Raw genomic sequence first — 20,175 nt, forward strand, 5'->3', positions numbered from 1 at the left:
ACGGTTTTACACTCTCGCAACGGATGAGGTTCATGGACGGCGTCACGATCGTTAATCACCCACTGGTGCAGCACAAGCTGACGCTGATCCGCGACAAGAACCGCTCGACCAAGGGCTTTCGCGAACTCCTCAATGAAATCGGCATGCTGCTGTGCTACGAGGTGACGCGCGACCTTCCGCTCACCGATGTCGAAATCGAAACCCCGATCATGAAGATGACCGGCAAGGAAATTGCCGGCAAGAAGCTGGTCTTTGCACCGATCCTTCGCGCAGGCCTCTCTTTCGTCGAAGGCATGATCGGCCTCGTCCCGTCAGCGCGTATCGCGCATATCGGCCTGTACCGCGACCCCGAAACATTTGTCGCCGTGGAGTACTTCTTCAAGGCGCCGACCAATCTCGACGAGCGTCTGGTGATCGTGATCGATCCGATGCTGGCCACAGCGAACACGGCCGTCGCCGCCATCGACCGCATCAAGGAACGCGGCGCCAAGGACATACGCTTCGTCTGCCTGCTCGCCGCCCCCGAAGGTATCGAGCGCCTGCGTGGTTATCACCCCGATGTGCCGATCTGGACAGCCGCGATCGACGATCGTCTGAACGATCACGCCTATATCGAGCCGGGTCTCGGTGACGCCGGTGATCGTGCTTACGGCACCAGGTAGAGAGATGCACCGACACGCGGGCGCCTCCTACCACGCGACGCTTCCTTGGACTGTGGCTCAGTTGATCATCAGCAGCCAGGGCATTACGACCAGCAGCAAGCCGGCGAAATAGATCAACCCGAAGATCAGGCCGAATTTCCAGAAGTCGGCCTTGCCGATATAGCCGCTGCCAAAATACATCGGTGCCGGTCCGGTGGCATAGGGCGAGATCACGCCCATCAGGCCAAGCGAATAGATGCAGAGCAATGTCAGAGTCGACATCGGGATTCCGGGAATGCTCGACCCCACCGCCAGCACGACAGGCAGCATCGCCGCCGCGTGCGCCGTGATGCTCGAGAAAAAATAGTGGATCCAGAAGAAGATCGAGACCAGCAGGATCATCGCAATGGTCGGGCTGAATGTGGCGAGTGGAGCCGCCAGGCCGGCGGCAGCCCATTTGATGAAGCCGATGTCGTTGAGGCCGGATGACAACGTCAGCAGCGATGTGAAGTAGAAAAACACCTCCCACGCCGCTTTCTCGGCGATGATGTCGGAAAACGTGATGACGCCGGTGACGAGCATCAGCGAGATCACAACGAACACCACCATGGTCGCATTGATGAAGTTCGAACCGAGGCCAGGCAGCGAGATGTCGGGATTGGATCCGGTGATCCATAGGAACATCGCAAGCACGACCAGTCCGGCCATGATCCATTCGCTACGCGACAACGCGCCCATGGATGCGAGTTCACCCGCGCTCCACGCCACGATCTCCGGGCTTTCTTTCACCTCCGGTCGGCAAATTGCGTAGCTCAGCAGTGGCAGAAGCAAAATCAGCGGCACGCCGAGCGGCGCGAAGCCGATGAACCACTGTGACCAGCCGACGTCCACGCTCACGATCTTCTTGGCGATGCTCAGTGCAGCCGCATTGGGCGCAAGCGCGGTGAGGAACATCGAACTCGTGACCGCAGTCGCCGCGAAGGCGGTCCACATCACATAGGTTCCGATCCTGCCGGCTGTCGGACCCGGCTCCGATCCGTAGATCTTCGGGATGTTGCTGACAATCGGATAGACCGTGCCGCCACTGCGCGCGGTGTTCGATGGCGTCGCCGGCGCGAGAACGAGATCGGACAGCGCAACGGCATAACCCAGTCCCACCGTGTTGCGCCCGAGGCCGCGAACCAGCAGCAATGCCAGACGCCTACCCAGACCGCTCTTGCGATAGCCGATCGAGAATACGAAGGCGCCGACGATCAGCCACACCGTGCTTTCGGAGAATCCGCTCAACATCCAGCGCAGCGACTTGTTGGGATCGTGTTCGACATATCCCATCACGCCCGCAAAGGTCAGACCGATCAGACCGACCGCGCCTACGGGCATCGATTCCAGGATCAGGCCGGTAATCACCGCAGCGAAAACGGCAAAATAATGCCACTGATTGGCGACAAGCCCTGCCGGAATCGGGATGACGTACAGCACCAGCCAGACAGCGAGAGGTGCAATCTTCTTCCAGCTCAGCGACACAGCTTCTCCCCCGGCGAACCGAGCCGCCGTACCTGCGACAATACGTCCGGCAACGTAACACCAGTTATTGCCCGGCGAGCAACCGCCAACGCGATCTGCGCCGCATGTATCACCATCTTAGAGCGCGCCTCTCTTTCCTTTCGCATCCGCAGCAAACGTCGCGCTGTCATGCAGCCGGATCACGCGCGGCGTTGCGCCGGCAGCCCCGAACGCGACATGGAGTGGCAGGAAATGCTCGTCTATCGGATGGTTTTCTTCACCGCATGGGGAGCAAGCCGACGACAGGTCATAAGTGAAGCTGCCGCTGCCGATCGCCGGCACATTGCCGTGCGGGTAGCTCGCCGGCGCGTATAGTCAGGCGACGCTCTCATACTGGATCAGCCGCGGCCTACGCTTGGCGGCATCCATGGCATCTATTTTTGCCAAGCCGCCCTGGCAACCGTCCCGAGATTTCAGCGCGCCGAACTGACGCGCTTCTCCTCGCCGCTATGCGACGGCACGGATTGGCTGTCGACCACGGCACGCCCCTGCGTGATCAGCCGCGCGCCGCGCTGATCCAGCGTGTGGATCCACAGCCAGTTGATCGCAACCGCAAGACGATTGCGCAGCCCGATCAGGAAGTAGATATGGGCGATGCCCCAGATCCACCACGCCAGCGCGCCGCGCAGCCTGACGCGGCCGAAGTCGATCACGGCGAGCTTCTTGCCGATCTGCGCGAGACTGCCGTCATGCGAATAGCGAAACGGTGCGGGCGTCTCACCACGCAAACGTTGCTTGATTGCTGACGCCACATAGCGCCCTTCCTGCTTTGCTGCCGGGGCAATGCCAGGTACCGGCTTGCCATCAGGAGCAGCAATGGTCACGGTGTCACCGACAGCGAATATCTCGGGATGACCCGGCACTGTAAGATCCGGGTTGACCTGCAGACGTCCGGCGCGATCAGCGGCAACGCCCAACCATTCGGCAGCCGGCGACGCGCGCACGCCTGCCGCCCAGATGATCGTCCTGGCGCCGAGTGCCTTGTCGCCGTAGACAACGCCATCGATGTTGCAATCCGACACCGCATGTCCGAGCGCGACTTCGACGCCGAGCTTCTCCAGCGAGCGCTGTGCATAGGCCGACAGGTCCTCCGGAAATCCAGCGAGCACGCGTGTCCCCGCCTCGATCAGCACCACGCGCGTCTCGCGCGTATCGATATTGCGAAAATCTTCCGGCAGCGTCACCCGCGCGAGCTCCGCGATGGTGCCGGCGAGTTCGACACCCGTCGGTCCGGCGCCGATGATCACGAAGGTGAGCAATGCCGCACGCTTGACGGGATCGCTCTCGCGTTCGGCACGCTCGAAGGCCGTGAGAATACGGCGGCGGAGCGTGGTCGCATCTTCCAGCGTCTTGAGGCCCGGCGCGAACGGCTCCCATTCATCATGGCCGAAATAGGCGTGGCCGGCACCTGTGGCGAGCACCAGTGTGTCATAGGGCAGCGTCTGCCCGTCATCGAGCAGCACCCGGCGCGCCGCCGCATCCACGCCGGTCACGGTGCCGAGCAGTGTCGTCACATCCTTGCGTCCACGCAACAGATAACGGATCGGCCAGGCGATCTCCGAGGTCGCCAGCGATGCGGTCGCGACCTGATACAGCAGCGGCTGAAACAGGTGATGATTGCGACGATCGACAATGGTGATGCTGATATCGGCACCGGTCAGCCGATATACGGTCTCCAGCCCGCCGAAGCCGGCGCCGACAACGACCACCCGATGAGGCGTTGTCGATCTGATCGATGCCTTGCCGTCGATTGTCACGATATTCGTCATGGTGAACAGGCTCCCTGCCTGCATCCTGATAGCTATGCCCGTCGTCCGAACAATCAAGCAACAATCGGGCGCGGCAGGCCGGTTGTTGAGCGGTTCCAGATTGATCAGCCCGCGTTGGCGTCAGTGTGCCCTGCGCGACCAGCACCGATCCAATAAGTAAGCCAAATGCCGGGCATAAGCATTGCTTGGTTCGTGATTCCGATCCTCCGAGGCACCTTCAATCCGCTCAGCGCCTGTTGAGCACCGAGACCGTCGCCCGCGCCGCCTCCGCCTGCTATGCTGGCCGCATGAGCTCACGCGACTCTGCCTCCTCCGAGGTCACGCCAGAACTGCTGCTGCGCGCCTATGCCTGCGGCATCTTCCCGATGTCGGAAAGCGCCGACGATCCCGGCCTGTTCTGGGTCGAGCCCGAGATGCGCGGCGTCATTCCGCTGGATGGGTTTCGCATCAGCTCGCGCCTCGCCCGCACCGTGCGCTCCGACGTTTTCATCGTGACCGTCAACACCGCCTTCAAGCGCGTGATGGCCGAATGTGCCGCGCCAAAGCCGGGCCGCGAGGACACCTGGATCAACACGCGTATCCGCGATCTCTATGGCGAGCTCCACGAGATGGGCCACGCGCACAGCGTCGAGGTCTGGCAGGACGACACGCTGGCCGGTGGCCTGTATGGCGTCTCGCTCGGCCGTGCCTTCTTCGGCGAGAGCATGTTTCATCATGCGCGCGACGCCTCGAAGGTGGCGCTGGTGCATCTGGTCGCCCGGCTGATCGCCGGCGATTTCAAGCTGCTCGACACGCAATATGTCACCGATCACCTGCTGAGCTTCGGCGCACAGGAAGTGCCGCGGGCCCGCTATCGCAAGCTGCTCGACGCGTCGCTCGACAGCATCGCGGACTTCGACAAACTGCCGACGGATTTCCCGCTGAAGGGCGCGACGATGCTGGACATCATCGCGGGACGGAACGGCGCCTCTTAAGACGCGCCGTAACGCTTACTGCCGGAACGCCGGGAAGCCCGGCGGCGGCTGCAGGGGCTGCTGCTGGGCACGCGGCTGCTGTTTCGGCGGCGCACGCTTCTGGGCCGGCGGCGGGGCACGCGGTGCGTCGGGCTGTGTCGTCGCAACCGTGGCTTCCGGCTGCTTACAATCGGTCAGCCAGATATCGTAGATCGGATGCTCGACGCCGTGCAGGCCCGGACTGGCCGCGAACATCCAACCGGAGAAGATCCGCTTCACCTCGCCCTGCAGCGTGATTTCATCGACCTCGACGAAGGCGTCTGTATTCGCGGCCTCGGTCGCCGGACGCGTGTAGCAGGCATCGGTCTTCACGCGGAGCGCGCCGAACTGCACAGTCTCGCCAATGTCAGCGTCGAAATTGATGATGCGGCCGGTGATCTTGTCGAGGCCCGAGAAGCTCGCCTTCTTGTTGACGATCTTCTGCGCCGGCGGCTCGGTGACGACTTCATCGCCGGGCTGCAGCGTGGCGGGCGTCGGCGGCGCCACCTTCGGCGGCTGACGGCCACCGGGAGCGGCGGCAGGCGGCGCGTTGGCGACGCCGGGCTGTTGCTGCCCTGGCACGGCCGGCTGCTGGGCCTGTCCCTGCCCCGGCGGGTTCTGTGGAACGATAGTGGTGTTGCTGCCAGGCGGTGGTGCCAGTGGCTGCGACTGGACGGCGCCGGGCGGCGGTGCGCCCATGCCGGGACGGGTCGGCAACAGACGGCCCTGCGGCAGTTCCGGCACCTCTTCCTCGTCGTCCATGGGCGGCGGGGGTTGCTGGCCACGCGGCACGGCACCCGGCGGGCGCGGCGGCGTGTCGCCGAACAGCGGACCGAACTGCGCCTGCACAGGTGCAGGCGACAGTGAGGTGGCGGCCAGAAGGGCCGCAAATCCGGCAATGGTCAGGGTTCGCAACATGCGGCGCGGCTCAATCGAGAATCAGGCTCGCGACATTGTAGGAGAATGGCCGCGTAATCGCCTCCGGTTAACACGCCGAATGCGGCGGCGAAAGGGCACCCTGCTCCCCATACCGCCCGGCTGGTCAGGTCATTCTCCCCGTGAAATAGTCCACATCAGGCAGGCGCGCGATACGCGACCAGCCATCAATCCGGAACAAACCGGAGCATGGGGAGAACGTTCAAGATGACTGACGGAATCCGTCTGGACGGCAGAATCGCCGTCGTTACCGGCGCGGCCGGGGTGATCGGCACCGAGACCATCAAGCTGCTGGCGGCGCGCGGCGCCAGAATCGTCGCGGTGGATCGCGATGTCGCCGCCTTGAAACGCGCCGTCGCAGAACTCCCCGCCTCCGCCGAAGCGCTCGCTCTCACCGCCGACGTGACGAGCGAGGAAGACGTCATCGGCTATGTCGCCGCCACGATGAAACGCTTCGGCACCATCGATATCTTCTACAACAACGCCGGCATCGAGGGCACGATCACGCCCATCGTGAAGATGTCGCTCACCGACTTCCGGCGAGTGCTCGACGTCAATGTGGTCGGCGTCTTTCTCGGCATGAAGCACGTGCTGCCAGTGATGCTGAAGGCCAACAAGGGCTCGATCATCAACACCGCGTCCATCGCCGGCGTCATCGGCTCGGCCGAAGTCGCGGTCTACAGCGCCAGCAAACACGCAGTGATCGGCCTCACCAAGAGCGCGGCGCAGGAATGCACCGGCACCAATGTGCGCGTGAACTGCGTGTGTCCCGGCCTGATCGACAGCCGCATGCTGAGCGCGATTGTGGACGCACGCGTCGGCCGCGGCGCGCCTGCCCCTGTAGACAAGGTCGTCGATCGCGTGCCGCAGCGCCGGCTCGGCCTCGCCCGGGAAGTCGCGCCGATCGTCGCCTTCCTAGCCTCCGATGATGCGAGCTACGTCACCGGCTCCGCTTACACCGTCGATGGCGGCCGCACCTCCGCTTAAACATCAAGAAAACCAAGAGCAGATCACATGCCCGTTGTTCTCGATCCCGATGCCGCCGCCGTCCTCAACGTCTTCCGCGATGCCGGCCGTCCGCCCTATGAGACGATCTCGCCCCAGGAAGCGCGCGAGTGGTATTTGAAGGCGCGCCCGGTCGCCAATCCCGAACCGCCGGAACTGGCGTCGGTGACATCCATGACGGTGCCCGGCCCGGCCGGCACTATTCCCGTGCGCCTCTACACACCGAAGACCCTACGGAAAAAGGACGGCATGTCGCCATGCCTGGTGTTCTTCCATGGCGGCGGCTGGGTGATCGGCGATCTCGACAGCCACGACGTGGTGTGTCGCATCCTCGCCCATGAAGGCGAGATGATCGTCATCTCGGTCGACTATCGCCTCGCGCCGGAGAACAAGTTTCCGGCAGCCATCGACGACGCCATCGCCGCGACGCGCTGGATTTCCGACAATGCCGTGCAACTCAATGTGGATGCGAAGCAGATCAGCGTCGGCGGCGACAGCGCCGGCGGCAATCTCGCCGCCATCGTCGCCATCGATGCGCGGGACAATGGCGGGCCCAAGCTCGCCGGCCAGTTGCTGATCTATCCCGCCACCGATTTCCGCATGAGCCATCCCTCTCACAGCGAGCCGGAGACGAGTTGCCTGTTGACGCACAACGTCATTCGCTGGTTCGCCGATCACTATCTCACCAGCAAGGCCGACGTGGACAACTGGCGGGCGTCACCTGCCCGCGTGGAGAACCTGAAGGACCTCCCGCCGGCCTATGTGCTGACCGCCGGCGCCGATCCGCTGCGTGACGAAGGCGACGAATATGCCAGGCGCCTGTCAGACGCCGGCGTCGCCGTGGCCTACAAAACCTATCCCGGGCAATTCCACGGCTTCATCACCATGGGCAAGATCCTGCCCAAGGCGAATACGGCGCTGCATGAGATGGGCGAATGGCTGAAAGGGTTGGACTAGCGCCGGCGACGTCCCCAGGAGCAATCGCGATGAAGAAGCCGGAGAAGATCGCATCCGGCGGTCCGGTCAGGGGCCGTTGTCTGTGCGGCACGGTTCAGTTCGAAATCGACTTTCCGGCGCGCTGGGCGTGGCACGATCATTCCCGCGCAACACGACAGGCGCATGGCGCGGCCTACGCCACCTATGTCGGCAGCTGGCGCAAGCGTTTCCGCGTCACCGCAGGCGAATCGAAGATCACACGCTTCGAAGACAAGGCGTCGGGAACAGCGCGAAGCTTCTGCGCGCGATGCGGCACGCCACTATTTTACGAACGTGCCCGCTCGCCGCACATGGTCAACATTCCCCGCGCATTGTTTGAAAGCCGCACCGGCCGGCAGCCGCTTTATCATATCGGCATCGAGGAATTGCAGGAGTGGACCTACACCGGCGAGCCGCTGGTTCCGCTCAAGGGCTTTCCGGGCGTCGTCTGGGAACGTCCGGGAAGAAAGAAGAAACGGACTCCCAGCGACGAGCCGTTCTAGGTTTTCGGTTTCCTGCGCTGCTGGATGACCTGCTGCCGCGACGGAGCCGGTCTCAGCCAGTCCGAATTGCCAAGCGCATGTTTCACGCAGTCATGGATGTGGGTGTGCAGCAGTTTTCGCGCCTTAGCGGAATCCCGTGCCAACGCGGCATTCATCAATTCGCGATGCTCGACGGCGGCGACCTCCCCGCGAAACACGACAGCGAGCATCTGGTAGCGCAGATATTTGTCGTAAGCCGCTGACAGCGCATCGAGCAGCACCTGTGAGCCGCAGGCCGCGATCAGCGCGCGGTGAAATTGCCAGTCGCACTGCTTCCAGGCCTCGGTCTTCGACTTGTCGCCGGCAAGCATGGCCTTTTCCATGGCGGACAGCTTGTGATGAGCCGAGACCACCAGCGCTTCCCAATCGAGATCGCCTGATTTGAAAGACTGCTCGATGGCATGGCCCTCGAGCAGTTCGCGCAATTCGGCGATCTGCTGGAATTCGGTTGCCGAGATCGACGTAACCTCGAAGCCGCGCTGGCCTTCAGCGACGACGAAGCCTTCCGAGCACAACCGGTTCAGTGTCTCGCGCAGCGTCGAGACGCTGGTGCCGTAGGCGACACTCATCTTCTCCAGCTTCAGCTTCTGGCCGGGCTCAAGCGTGCCGAAAATCACGTCGTTGCGGATACGCCGATAAGCGCTGTCGCCGACGGTCTCTCCGGCGCGGTCCGCAATGGGGGTATCCAGCATGAAAGGTCCTGGTGACGAGGAATGGTCGCGCTGCGCCACCATACATCACCCCGCACCTCAGACACAAATCATCATATATAATGTAAAATATCGGTTGATTTTTGTTTTGTCGTAGATGACGGTGACGCCAAGAAGTAAAAATACCATCCAAGGGAGCTTCAACATGTCCGCACACTCGAAGTCCGCCGTCTGGCTTGCCGCCATCGCCGCCACCCTCGCCATCGCCGGCGGCCCTGCATCCGGGCAGGTGCAGGAGCGCACGATCCGCTGGGGTCACCTCAACAACACCGATCATCCCGTCAGCAAGGGAGTGCAGAAGTTCACCGAACTCGTTGCGGCGAAGAGCGGTGGCAAGATGAAGGTGCGCGAATATCCCGCTAACCAGCTTGGCTCCGAGATGCAGCAGCAATCGGCGCTGCGCGCCGGCACGCAGGAAATGCAGTCGCCGGCCACGACGTCGCTGGTCGGCATCGTCAAGGACTACGGGCTGATCGATTTCCCGTTCATCGTCTCGACGCCGAAGCAGGCCGATGCGCTGCTGGACGGTCCGCTCGGCTCGGCCCTGCTGGCCAAGCTGCCGGAGAAGGGTCTGATCGGTCTGGGCTACTGGGATCTCGGCTTCCGCAACGTCACCAACAGCCGCCGCCCGATCACCAAGGGCGAAGACCTCGACGGCATCAAGATCCGCGTGATCCCGAACCCGGTCTATCTCGAGACCTTCAAGGCGTTCAACGCCAATCCGGTGCCGATGAGCTTCTCCGAGCTCTACACCGCGCTGGAAACACGCACGGTGGACGGCCAGGAAAATCCGTTCTCGGTGATCCTGTCGAACAAGTTCTATGAGGTGCAGAAATATCTCAGCGTCACCAACCACACCTACTCCACCAACATCATCCTGGTCAGCAAGGTGTTCTGGGACAAGCTCTCCAAGGACGAGCAAAAGATCCTGCAGGATGCTGCCAACGAGGCCCGCGACTATCAGCGCAAGGTCAGCCGCGATGCCGCAGCGGCTTCCATCGGCGAGCTAAAGGCCAAGGGCATGGAGGTCAACGAGATCGCTCCGGCCGAGCTTGCGAAGATGCGCGACAAGACCAAGCCGATCGCGGCAAAATTCTCCGCCGACTACGATCAGGAGATCGTCAAGCTGTTCAATAGTGAACTTGAGCGCGTTCACAAGGACTGAGTGAGCCGCGCATCACCAACCGTCACTACGCGGCGACCCCACGCTCACTGCGAAAGCATCCATGCCCGCTTCATCAACTACTGCGACAAGCAGGATCGTCGAAGCTTATTACCGGTCGATCAAGATCGTCATGGCGGTATTGCTTGCCGCCATGGTGGTCCTGGTATTCGGCAATGTAGTTCTACGTTACGTCTTCAACTCCGGCATCGCCATCTCCGAAGAACTGTCGCGCTGGCTGTTCGTCTGGATGGTGTTTCTCGGCGCCATCGTCGGCCTCCGCGAACACGCCCATCTCGGCGTCGACAGTTTCGTGAAGCTGCTGTCGCCGATGGGCCGCAAGATCTGCTACGCGCTCAGTCACGCGCTGATGCTCTACGCCTCTGTATTGCTCACCGAAGGCTCGTGGAAACAGACGGTGCTGAACTGGGACACGACGGCGCCCGCCTCCGGTCTCTCCGTCGGCCTGTTCTACGCCGCAGGTCTCGTCTTCGGCGTCGCTTCGATCCCGATCCTGCTGCATGACCTCTATCGCCTGTTCAGCGGCCAACTCGCCACGTCGGAGCTGATCACCATCAGTGAATCCGAGGAGCATGTCCCTGCGGCGCCCGCCCCTGCCAACGGGAACGACCGCCGATGACCATCAGCATCTTCACGTTCTCGCTGCTCGGCGCGATGGCCATCGGCATGCCGATCGCATTCGCCCTGATCATCTGCGGCGTCGCGCTGATGACCTATCTGGATATATTCGACTCCCAGATCATCGCGCAGAACGTCATCAATGGCGTCGATTCCTTCCCGCTGATGGCGGTGCCGTTTTTCATCCTGGCCGGCGAGATCATGAACACAGGTGGCCTTGCCCGCCGCATCCTGAACTTCGCCATCGCCCTGGTCGGCCATCTGCGCGGCGGCCTCGGCTACGTCGCGATCCTGACCTCGTGCATCCTGGCATCGCTGTCCGGATCGGCCGTCGCCGACGCCGCCGCACTCGGCGCATTGCTGGTCCCGATGATGGTTGCGGCCGGGCATAACCGCGCCTCCGCAGCCGGCCTCGTCGCCGCCGGCGGCATCATCGCGCCGGTGATCCCGCCTTCGATCGGATTCGTGATCTTCGGCGTTGCCGCCGGCGTTTCCATCTCAAAATTGTTTCTCGCCGGCGTGGTGCCGGGCCTGATGCTCGGCGGCAGCCTGTGCTTTGCCTGGTGGTGGGTTGCACGCAACGAGAACTCGGTGAGCCCGCCGCGCCAGAGCCTGGCGCAGATCTTTCGCGCGCTGATCGACGGCTTCTGGGCCTTGATGTTGCCGATGATCATCATCGTCGGCCTCCGCTTCGGCATCTTCACACCGACCGAAGCTGCCGTCGTCGTCGCAGTCTATTCCTTCATCGTGGCAACGTTCGTCTATCGCGAGCTAACACTGGCGCAGCTGATGAACATCCTGATCAGTTCAGCCCAGATCACCGCCGTGGTGATGTTCCTGGTCGCGGCAGCGCTGGTGTCGTCATGGCTGATCACGGTGGCCGAAATTTCCGGCCAGATCGTCGAACTGGCCCGTCCCTTCATGGGCAACCAGACGCTATTGATGATCGTGTTGATGATCATTGTCGTCATCGTCGGCACCGCACTCGACATGACCCCGACCATCCTGATCCTGACGCCCGTGTTGATGCCCATCGTCCGCGAGGCCGGCATCGACCCGGTCTATTTCGGGGTGCTGTTCATCATCAACAACGCGATCGGACTGATCACGCCACCCGTCGGCGTAGTGCTCAATGTGGTGTGCGGCGTGGCGAAGGTGAGCATGGACGAGATCATGCGCGGCGTCTGGCCGTTCATGATCGCACAATTGGTGGTGCTGGCGCTGCTGACGCTGTTTCCGTCGCTCGTGATGGTGCCGGCGAAGTGGCTCGGCGGCTAGAAGGAAGTTCGATAATGAAACGCGTGATGATCCTCAACGGTCCCAACCTCAACCTGCTCGGCGTGCGGGAGCCGCATATCTACGGAACCACCACGCTCGACCAGATCAAGGCCAGTTGCGAGGAACAGGCGGTCAAACTCAAATTGACGCTGGCGTTCCACCAGTCGAACCACGAGGGCGTATTGGTCGATCTCATCCAGTCGGCCCGTCAGGATGCCGACGCCATCATCATCAATCCCGCGGGCTATTCGTTCACCTCGATCGCCATGCTCGACGCGATGAAAGCGTTCGAGGGACCGATCCTGGAGCTGCACATTTCGAACATCCACGCGCGCGACAAGTATCATCGCCATTCGGTGCTCTCGCAGGCTGCCACCGCTGTGATCTGCGGTCTCGGACCGTACGGCTATGTCGCAGCGATGCTGGCGGTCGCGCAGATGCCCACGCGTTGATCGCGCCGGGCCGATGCGGCCTTCATTCGCGGATCAACATGCTCTGGGGCTTGGTGAGTACGTCGGGGTGGAGAATGGCGGCAAGGGTCGCTGCAGGTAGCAGACCTTTTTCCAGCACCAGATCGTAGACGCTGCGGCCGGTCGCATGGGCCTCGACCGCGACGGCGGTGGCATTGGCGTAGCCGATATAGGGATTGAGCGCAGTGACGAGACCGATCGAATTCTCGACATAGGCGCGGAGACGTTCGCGGTTCGCGGTGATACCCGCGACACAACGTTTTTCCAGTGTCAGGCAAGCCTCCCGCATATGACTGACGCTCTTGAACAGGCTGTGCGCGATGATCGGCTCGAACGCGTTGAGCTGAAGCTGGCCGGCCTCGGCCGCGAAGGTCACCGTGAGATCATTGCCGATCACCTCGAAGGCAACCTGGTTCACGACTTCCGGAATGACCGGATTCACCTTGCCCGGCATGATCGAGGAACCTGCCTGTACCGCCGGCAGATTGATCTCGTTGAAACCGGCGCGCGGACCGCTCGACAGCAGCCGGAGGTCGTTGCAGATCTTGGAAATCTTGACGGCCACACGCTTGAGCACGCCTGAGAGCTGAACGAACGAACCGCAGTCCTGCGTGGCCTCGATCAGGTTTACAGCGGTGACCAGCGGCATGCCGGTGATGGCAACGAGATGCAGGCAGACCAGACGCGCGTAGTCGGGATGGGACGTGATCCCGGTCCCGATGGCTGTCGCACCCATGTTGATCTCGCAAATCAGCAGTGCTGCCTCGCGGAGCCGGTCCTCGTCTTCGCCAATCATGACGCCATAAGTGCTGAACTCCTGACCAAGCGTCATGGGCACCGCATCCTGCAACTGGGTGCGGCCCATTTTCAGGACATCCTTGAACTCTTCGGCCTTGCGTTCGAAACCCTGGCGCAACACGGCCATCGCATCGATCAGGTGAAACACGCCGTGATAGGTCGCGATCTTCAACGCCGTGGGATACACGTCGTTGGTGCTCTGGCTCATGTTGACCTGTTCGTTCGGGTGCAGGTACCCATAGTCGCCCTTGCCGTGGCCGAGAATTTCCAGCGCACGATTGGCGATCACCTCGTTCGCGTTCATGTTGGTGGAGGTCCCGGCGCCGCCCTGGATGACGTCCACCACGAACTGGTCATGCAAGCGGCCGGCGCGAATTTCCTCGCAGGCAGCGATGATCGCATCGCCGCGTAACTTGTCGAGCAGCCCCAGCTCCATATTCGACAGTGCCGCCGCCTGCTTGATCGCGGCGAGCGCGCTGATGAGTTCGGGATAGATGGAAATCGGAATCCCGGTGATTGGAAAATTTTCAACGGCCCTCAGCGTATGAACGCCGTAATAGGCGTCGGCCGGAACATCGCGGTTGCCCAACAGGTCGTGCTCACTGCGCGTGTCGTTGGTCATGTCGGATTTTCCTGAGTTGTCGCTGTGAACAGACGATCGATCTCGTCAGCCGTCCCCGATCATGCCCAGTGAGCTTTCGAAACCTAACATCTCGAACGCACATGTCGCGGCTATATCGTATCCGCCCCAGCCCAATCGATCGAGTACAATCCGGCGCCGCCCTACAAAGCGGGCTCATCCGGGGCGGCACGCCGGACGTGCTTGCCGGTCTCACTGCAAGAGCTGGCGGCTGGAAACAATGCGAGGCCGTGCGCGCCGCAGAGCGGCCCGCACAACCAGTCGTCCAGAACGGGTGAGTTGTTACGAGCCCGGAGTCCAGGCCTGGTAGTCGCCGGTCGCCTTGGGACGCCGGCCGCTGGCCAGAGTCGAACCAGACGGACGATAGGCTGCGGGCGTGCCGGTCAGGTTCGGCTGATGCGGCTTCTGCCATTCGCGCGGCGTATAATTCTCTTCGGTCGGCGGCACGTCCACGGTGTGGTGGATCCAGCCATGCCAGTCCGGCGGAATCTTGGTGGCTTCGGCATAGCCATTGTAAATCACCCAGCGGCGCTCGAAGCCCAGCGTCGGGTCGATCTTGCCGCCCTTGGTGCGGTAATATGTGTTGCCCTGCTCGTCGGTGCCAACCAGTTCGCCGAATCGCGACGTCCACAGGTTCGTCCCGAAGGTCGTCCCGCTCCACCACGTGAAGAATTTCAGCAAAAACTGTTTCATATTTTGAACCGTTCGAAGGTTTTCGTCGGGTTGTTGATGCCATCCGGGCCGCCAAATGTCCAGTTACCGCCGCGACCGATCGCCGCCTGCAACTGATCGTGACAAGCCTCGTATCGGCCTCCCCCGAACCCTACCTCCAAAGTACCGGCGGTCGCAGAAACGGCGCAATCCATTCATGCCGCATACAGTTCCGGACGATCATTCTGTCGTTGCGCAATAACCGCGTGGCGGCAGGGAACGGCAGTCCCTTCAGGGGGTTGAACATGCATCCCAGACAGGAGCAAACGATGACGAATTTGAAAATCTTGAGTGTCGCAGCAGCCGTCGCTGTGGCCATCCCCGCCTTCGCGGTGACCCCCAGCTACGCACAAAACACCAAGGTCGTGGGCGTCGGCCCCGGCGGTGCGCGCACGATCGGCACGTTCTCTGGCGGCGGTCAGCGCTTTGGTGGCGGAGGTGGCGGCTGGCATGGCGGCCAGCGCCCCGGCGGCGGTGGCTGGAATCACGGCGGCGGCTGGCGCGGTGGTGGCTGGCGTGGCGGCGGTTACGGCCCGGGCTTCGCAGCCGGCGCCATTATCGGCAGCGGACTGGCCGCCAGCAGCTATTACGGGAATTCCTACGGCTATTACGGCGGCAGCCCGTATTACGGCAGCAGCTATTATGACGACGCGCCGGACGTGGTCGAAGTCGCTCCTGACACCGGCGGCGGCGACGTTGACTACTGCATCCGCACCTACAAGTCGTACAATGTCCGCACGGGCACCTATCTCGGTTATGACGGCCTGCGTCACGCCTGCCCGTAACACGACGATCTAAGCGTTACGCAAAAGACGGTGCCTCGCGGCATCGTCTTTTGTCGTTTCTGGTTTGCGCCTGCTGTCTCAAGGTCTAAGAACGTGGGTGCAGCGTACGGGGGACATTCAGGGAACTCGCGCGTAGTGTTGGTAGACATGTGGACCTATCTACCGGTTCGATGGGTCGACGTCGGGTGTGAGCAGGTTCAGTGGACGCGTCAGACAAGCCGAAGATCGCCAGGCTCCATCCCAATGAAGCCGAACGCCTCAAGGCGCTGCGCTCCTACGGCATTCTCGACACCGCCATTGAGCCATCCTTCGACGACATCACCAAGATCGCCAGCTATGTCTGCCAGACGCCGATCTCGATCATTAGCCTCGTCGATGACGGCCGGCAGTGGTTCAAGTCGGAGATCGGTCTTGGCGTGCGGCAGACGCCGATGGATCAATCGATCTGCGCTCATGCGATCCTCGAACACAGTTTTCTCGAAGTCGAGGACGTCACCAAGGATCCAAGATTCGACTGCAATCCGCTGGTGACCGGCGAGCCCCATTTGCGCTTCTATGCCGGCGCACTGCTGCGCACACCGGACGGCCTGCCGCTCGGCACCGTCTGCGTGCTCGATGACAAGCCGCGCGTGCTCTCGGTCGAACAGCGCGAGGTGCTGGCCGCCCTCGCCCGCCAGGTCATGGCGCAGATGGAATTCCGCCGGGCGCTGCATCTGTCGGATCGGCTTCAGCGCAATATCAGCCGGCTGATGGCGGTCGCAGGCCACGACCTGAAGCAGCCATTGCAGGTCATGATCATGGCGATCGACCGCATCCGCAACAAGCTGACCGACGAGAAGGATCGTGAGCGGCTCGGCTATGCCATCGACGCCGGCATGCGGATGGCGGAAGAGCTCGACCGTCTCGCCGAGACATCTGTGCTGGATGCCGGCTTTGGGATTCCGAACCTGCGATCGTTCCCGATCTCTGACGTGTTCGAGTCGATCAGCGCCAACTGGCGCCTGCATGCCGAAGCCAAGGGCCTCGACCTCGTCATTGTGCCGAGCAAGGCGCAGGTTGTCAGCGATCCCGGCATGCTGCGCGCGATCCTTGGCAATCTCGTCGGCAATGCCATCAAATACACCGAACGCGGTCGCGTGCTGGTCGGCTGTCGCAAACACGCCAACGCGGTGACCATCGAGGTGCTGGACTCCGGCACCGGCATTCCCGCCGAACAGCTCACCGCGATCTTCGATGCCTTCCACCAGATCAATCCGGCCAGCGAGGGCCTTGGCCTCGGCCTGTCGATCGTTCGGCGTACGGCCGAAGCGCTCGGCCATGTGATCGAGGTGAAGTCTGACCTCACCCACGGTTCGCATTTCACCGTGAAAGTGCCGTTGGCGGCGAAACCGGCCTAGCGACTACTCGCCCGCATTGGGCGCCTGACGCGAGGGCGACGTAACGGGCGCAAAGCCCCAATCATTGTTGCCGCGCAGGAAGGCGATCCAGCCCCACGCCGCGCCGGCGTGACGCAGCAACTGAAAACTGAACGGTTCGAGGATCGCCGCGAACACCGCTGCGGCGAAACTCGTCCGCGTGCGGCCGCCTGTCAGGCGCTGATAGAGATGCACGGTCCAGAGATAAACCAGGAAATCCGCGACGATCTTCGCGGTGATCAGACCGAACACTGGCACGGCGATGGCGGTCTTGCCGGTGACGAGCAAAGCCAGCAGCAACACGAAGGCCGTGAGGCCGTAGATCGGCTGCAGCGTGTCCAGCGCCTTGATCGGCAGCATGCGCAGGCCGAGCCGGCCATAGCGGCGATTGCCGGTCATGTCGCGATTCCAGTATTGCGTCTGCAGGAAGCCCGCGAACCAGCGCCGGCGCTGCCGCAGGAACGTCATGACGTGAGACGGCGCTTCCGTGCGCGCCAGCGACGTGCCGATCATGCGAAGCTGCCAGTCGAGGCCGTGATCGACGGCATAGCGATGCATGCGATGGGTCAGCTCATAGTCCTCGACGAGACACTCCGCATCGAAGCCCCCGACGGCCACCAGCGCCTCCCTGCGGAAGCCAGCAAAGGCGCCGGAGATCAGGAGCAGGCTGTTGCCGCGCATCCAGGCGAAGCGCGAGATGATGTTGCGGATATATTCGTAGGTCTGGAACCACTGCATCACGCGGCCGCTGGCGCTGTCGTCGCAGACCGGCACGAGAATGCCGCCAGCCGCGACCAGCGCGGGATCTGCAGCAAAGGCCGCGCGCATTTCGGCGATGGCATCGTCAGCCAGAAACGTATCGGCATCCAGCGTGATGACGATGTCGGTATCGGCCTTGAGGATCGCCGTGTTCAGCGCTCGCGCCTTGCCCTGATGCAGCAGGCGCAGCCATTGCAGCCTGGAACTGCCGAACTGGCCGATGCTGCTCTGGCCAACGGCCGGAATGGCGAGACCGTAACGGTCACGGAGGAGCGTATCGGTTGCATCGCGCGAGCCGTCATCCGCGATCAGGATCAGATCCGGCGGATCGGACTGGCGTGCGATGGCCGCCAGCGCCTCCGGCAGATTGAGTGCCTCGTTATGCGCGGCTATCAGTATGCCCACCGATGGACGCGATTGCGCAGCAACCGCTCCAGATGAACCACGCGCGGACACTGCCAGCGGCAGCGTCTGCCACACCACATAAAGCATCAGCACCGTGTCATAGGCGATATAGACCATGCCCGCTGACCACGCCCAGATGCTGTTCAAAAAGAACGCGCGGCCGAACAGCAGCGCCCATAGCGCGAGCACGGCGAGATAGATCATCAGGCTGATGAACGGCATCCGGCGCGGTGTGATACGCGGCGATGCGGCGGCGAAAGCCGCCTGAAGGGATATTGTCATGCCGTCAATTCAATCGCGCGTTCGAGCAAACCGATCCTGCGAGAGCTACGCGTGAATCGTGATCGAGTTGCGGAGCCGCGATCAAATAGCGCGTGATTGCGGTCACGACGAACACACAAAGTCGTCATGCCTCAAAAGGCAAATCCTGTTTAAACTTATTCCATGCACGCACAGAAAATGCCGATTCAACGTTACAGCCGCATCGCCATGATCCTGCATTGGCTGATTGCCGTTCTGATCACACTCAATGTCGCGCTGATCTGGAGCGTGAACCTCATTCCCGAGGACTACATCCGCTTCGTCATCGATGCGCACAAGTCATTCGGCATCACCGTGCTCGGCCTCGTGCTGATGCGCCTGCTGTGGCGCGCGGCGAACAGGCCACCCGATCTGCCCGAGACCTATCCGCCCGCCGAGAGGGCCGCCGCACATGGTGCGCATCTCGCGCTCTATGTGCTGATGATCGGACTGCCGCTGTCCGGCTGGATGCACGATTCCGCCTGGAAGGCGGCCGGCGAGATTCCAATGTACCTGTTCGGCCTGTTCCAGTGGCCGCGCATCGGCTGGATCATGAGTGTCGAGCCAGCCTTCAAGGAACGCCTGCACGACATCTTCGGCGGCATTCACGTGTGGCTGTCCTATGCGCTCTATGCACTGGTCGGCCTGCACATCGCCGCCGCGCTGAAACATCAGTTCTGGGACGGCCATCCCGAACTGCAGCGGATGTGGCCCGGTGGCGACGCGCCCGCGCCTAGCCCCTTGTCGCCAGCGCAACGCCCGCCAGCGTAAATACCAGGGCCGCGATCTGCATGGCACCGAGCGGTTCCTGCAGGGCGATGGCCGAGCTGACCACGCCGATCACGGGCACCGCCATGGTCCCGATTGCGGCCACCGAGGCCGGCAACTGCTTGAGCGCCGCGAACCAGCAGACGTAAGCGATGCAGAACCCCACCAGCACGACATAGGCGAGTAGCCCCCAGCCCAGCGGCGTCAGTGCTGCAAAATGCGGGCTTTCGAAGATCAGACCCAGCAACAGCACCGGCACACAACCGATCCCGATCTGCCAGGCGGATGACGTCACCAGTGGCAGCGTGAGCCCGAACTTCTTGGCCAGCACCGTGCCGAGCGCAAAGCCGAACCCGCCCAGCAGCGCCAGAGCGATTCCCGGGAGCTTCTCCGCGCTCGCGGCCAGACCACCGCCCCCCATCAACGCGGCGATGCCGGCAAAGGCCATCAGCATGGCCACGATCCGCTGCATCGACAGGCGCTCGCCGAGGATCAGCCAGGCCAGTCCGGCAGCCCAGACCGGCATGGTGAACGCAATCACCGCGGCCTCGCCGGCCGGTAGCCACAGCAGCGACAAGCCGACGAAAGCCATCCAGCCGAACACGTTCAGGCCCGCCAGCACGACCAAATGCAACCATTGATGATGCGGTACGCGAAGACTCTCACCGCGCCAGACGGCGATCCCGGCCAGCAGCAATGCCCCGACGATGCCGGTGCTGCCGCGCGCCGACAGCGGTGGCCATTCCGACAGCAGCGCTTTCGACACCGGCCAGTTCAGACCCCAGGCGATCGACGCGATGGCGAGCAACACGAGACCGAAGGGAGCGATTCGCGCGCGCGAAACGGGGGGACTGGGCATTGTCATGGAAGGAACCGGCTGAGGAATCGGCGGGACCATGCGCGCAGTTGGAG

At 62.6% G+C, this 20,175-nt stretch carries 20 protein-coding genes; 12 read left to right on the top strand and 8 right to left on the bottom strand.

Annotated elements, in window-relative coordinates:
* Positions 1 to 32 precede the first annotated feature (32 nt).
* Entirely contained in the window at positions 33 to 662 is a 630-nt protein-coding gene (gene upp, locus AB7783_RS09050) for a uracil phosphoribosyltransferase (protein ID WP_068736713.1), read from the top strand.
* Between the two features lie 57 nt (positions 663 to 719).
* On the opposite strand, the gene AB7783_RS09055 is transcribed toward upp, so the two are convergent.
* Positions 720 to 2,165, bottom strand: a complete 1,446-nt coding sequence (locus tag AB7783_RS09055) for a DASS family sodium-coupled anion symporter (RefSeq protein WP_089264098.1) — start codon at positions 2,163 to 2,165, stop codon at positions 720 to 722.
* Between the two features lie 452 nt (positions 2,166 to 2,617).
* Positions 2,618 to 3,973, bottom strand: a complete 1,356-nt coding sequence (locus tag AB7783_RS09060; protein ID WP_441277430.1) for an NAD(P)/FAD-dependent oxidoreductase — start codon at positions 3,971 to 3,973, stop codon at positions 2,618 to 2,620.
* Between the two features lie 287 nt (positions 3,974 to 4,260).
* On the opposite strand from AB7783_RS09060, the gene aat reads away from it, so the two are divergent.
* Positions 4,261 to 4,947, top strand: a complete 687-nt coding sequence (gene aat / locus AB7783_RS09065; protein ID WP_441279667.1) for a leucyl/phenylalanyl-tRNA--protein transferase — start codon at positions 4,261 to 4,263, stop codon at positions 4,945 to 4,947.
* Positions 4,948 to 4,962: 15 nt separating this feature from the next.
* Here aat and AB7783_RS09070 read toward each other — a convergent pair whose 3' ends face one another.
* On the bottom strand, positions 4,963 to 5,883 hold the full coding sequence (locus AB7783_RS09070; RefSeq protein WP_175368875.1) for a DUF2155 domain-containing protein: 921 nt from the start codon (positions 5,881 to 5,883) through the stop codon (positions 4,963 to 4,965).
* A gap of 225 nt (positions 5,884 to 6,108) precedes the next feature.
* Between AB7783_RS09070 and AB7783_RS09075 the strand changes: the two genes are divergently transcribed.
* From AB7783_RS09075 to AB7783_RS09085, 3 genes are read left to right on the top strand one after another with little or no spacing between them, the layout of a single operon-like run.
* The gene (locus AB7783_RS09075) at positions 6,109 to 6,888 is read left to right on the top strand and encodes an SDR family oxidoreductase (RefSeq protein WP_120289342.1); all 780 of its coding nucleotides are present in this window, start codon (positions 6,109 to 6,111) and stop codon (positions 6,886 to 6,888) included.
* Positions 6,889 to 6,915: 27 nt separating this feature from the next.
* Positions 6,916 to 7,863, top strand: a complete 948-nt coding sequence (locus AB7783_RS09080) for an alpha/beta hydrolase (protein WP_441229780.1) — start codon at positions 6,916 to 6,918, stop codon at positions 7,861 to 7,863.
* Positions 7,864 to 7,892: 29 nt separating this feature from the next.
* The gene (locus AB7783_RS09085; protein ID WP_441229781.1) at positions 7,893 to 8,384 is read left to right on the top strand and encodes a GFA family protein; all 492 of its coding nucleotides are present in this window, start codon (positions 7,893 to 7,895) and stop codon (positions 8,382 to 8,384) included.
* On the opposite strand, the gene AB7783_RS09090 is transcribed toward AB7783_RS09085, so the two are convergent.
* A complete protein-coding gene (locus tag AB7783_RS09090) occupies positions 8,381 to 9,115 on the bottom strand; it encodes a GntR family transcriptional regulator (protein ID WP_184517019.1) in 735 nt (244 codons plus the stop codon). The two genes, AB7783_RS09085 and AB7783_RS09090, sit on opposite strands and share 4 nt — an antisense overlap.
* Before the next feature lie 163 nt (positions 9,116 to 9,278).
* Between AB7783_RS09090 and AB7783_RS09095 the strand changes: the two genes are divergently transcribed.
* From AB7783_RS09095 to AB7783_RS09110, 4 genes are all read left to right on the top strand, one after another.
* Complete coding sequence (locus tag AB7783_RS09095; RefSeq protein WP_441229782.1) at positions 9,279 to 10,298, top strand: TRAP transporter substrate-binding protein; 1,020 nt, start codon at positions 9,279 to 9,281, stop codon at positions 10,296 to 10,298.
* Positions 10,299 to 10,359: 61 nt separating this feature from the next.
* A complete protein-coding gene (locus tag AB7783_RS09100; protein ID WP_439063991.1) occupies positions 10,360 to 10,935 on the top strand; it encodes a TRAP transporter small permease in 576 nt (191 codons plus the stop codon).
* The gene (locus AB7783_RS09105; protein WP_068736733.1) at positions 10,932 to 12,212 is read left to right on the top strand and encodes a TRAP transporter large permease subunit; all 1,281 of its coding nucleotides are present in this window, start codon (positions 10,932 to 10,934) and stop codon (positions 12,210 to 12,212) included. Before AB7783_RS09100 ends, AB7783_RS09105 begins: the two co-directional genes overlap by 4 nt.
* A gap of 14 nt (positions 12,213 to 12,226) precedes the next feature.
* On the top strand, positions 12,227 to 12,664 hold the full coding sequence (locus AB7783_RS09110) for a type II 3-dehydroquinate dehydratase (RefSeq protein ID WP_439063992.1): 438 nt from the start codon (positions 12,227 to 12,229) through the stop codon (positions 12,662 to 12,664).
* A 22-nt stretch (positions 12,665 to 12,686) separates the two neighbouring features.
* Here AB7783_RS09110 and aspA read toward each other — a convergent pair whose 3' ends face one another.
* Both aspA and AB7783_RS09120 read right to left on the bottom strand, forming a co-directional pair.
* The gene (aspA, locus tag AB7783_RS09115; RefSeq protein ID WP_089264088.1) at positions 12,687 to 14,102 is read right to left on the bottom strand and encodes an aspartate ammonia-lyase; all 1,416 of its coding nucleotides are present in this window, start codon (positions 14,100 to 14,102) and stop codon (positions 12,687 to 12,689) included.
* 300 nt (positions 14,103 to 14,402) lie between these two features.
* A complete protein-coding gene (locus AB7783_RS09120) occupies positions 14,403 to 14,813 on the bottom strand; it encodes an NADH:ubiquinone oxidoreductase subunit NDUFA12 (RefSeq protein WP_089264087.1) in 411 nt (136 codons plus the stop codon).
* Between the two features lie 287 nt (positions 14,814 to 15,100).
* Here AB7783_RS09120 and AB7783_RS09125 point away from each other — a divergent pair, with 287 nt between their 5' ends.
* Positions 15,101 to 15,616, top strand: coding sequence for a BA14K family protein (locus AB7783_RS09125; RefSeq protein ID WP_093758378.1), 516 nt, complete (start codon positions 15,101 to 15,103; stop codon positions 15,614 to 15,616).
* Between the two features lie 200 nt (positions 15,617 to 15,816).
* On the top strand, positions 15,817 to 17,013 hold the full coding sequence (locus AB7783_RS09130; RefSeq protein ID WP_441229785.1) for a GAF domain-containing sensor histidine kinase: 1,197 nt from the start codon (positions 15,817 to 15,819) through the stop codon (positions 17,011 to 17,013).
* A gap of 3 nt (positions 17,014 to 17,016) precedes the next feature.
* Here AB7783_RS09130 and AB7783_RS09135 read toward each other — a convergent pair whose 3' ends face one another.
* Positions 17,017 to 18,477 carry a glycosyltransferase family 2 protein gene (locus AB7783_RS09135; protein ID WP_441277431.1) on the bottom strand — a complete coding sequence of 487 codons (1,461 nt, stop codon included), beginning with the start codon at positions 18,475 to 18,477 and terminating at the stop codon, positions 17,017 to 17,019.
* Between the two features lie 177 nt (positions 18,478 to 18,654).
* Here AB7783_RS09135 and AB7783_RS09140 point away from each other — a divergent pair, with 177 nt between their 5' ends.
* The gene (locus AB7783_RS09140) at positions 18,655 to 19,266 is read left to right on the top strand and encodes a cytochrome b (RefSeq protein WP_441277432.1); all 612 of its coding nucleotides are present in this window, start codon (positions 18,655 to 18,657) and stop codon (positions 19,264 to 19,266) included.
* On the opposite strand, the gene AB7783_RS09145 is transcribed toward AB7783_RS09140, so the two are convergent.
* The gene (locus AB7783_RS09145) at positions 19,229 to 20,128 is read right to left on the bottom strand and encodes a DMT family transporter (RefSeq protein WP_231080543.1); all 900 of its coding nucleotides are present in this window, start codon (positions 20,126 to 20,128) and stop codon (positions 19,229 to 19,231) included. The two genes, AB7783_RS09140 and AB7783_RS09145, sit on opposite strands and share 38 nt — an antisense overlap.
* Positions 20,129 to 20,175: the final 47 nt, after the last annotated feature.

The organism is Tardiphaga sp. 172_B4_N1_3 (assembly GCF_052076035.1).
Lineage (GTDB): Bacteria > Pseudomonadota > Alphaproteobacteria > Rhizobiales > Xanthobacteraceae > Tardiphaga > Tardiphaga robiniae.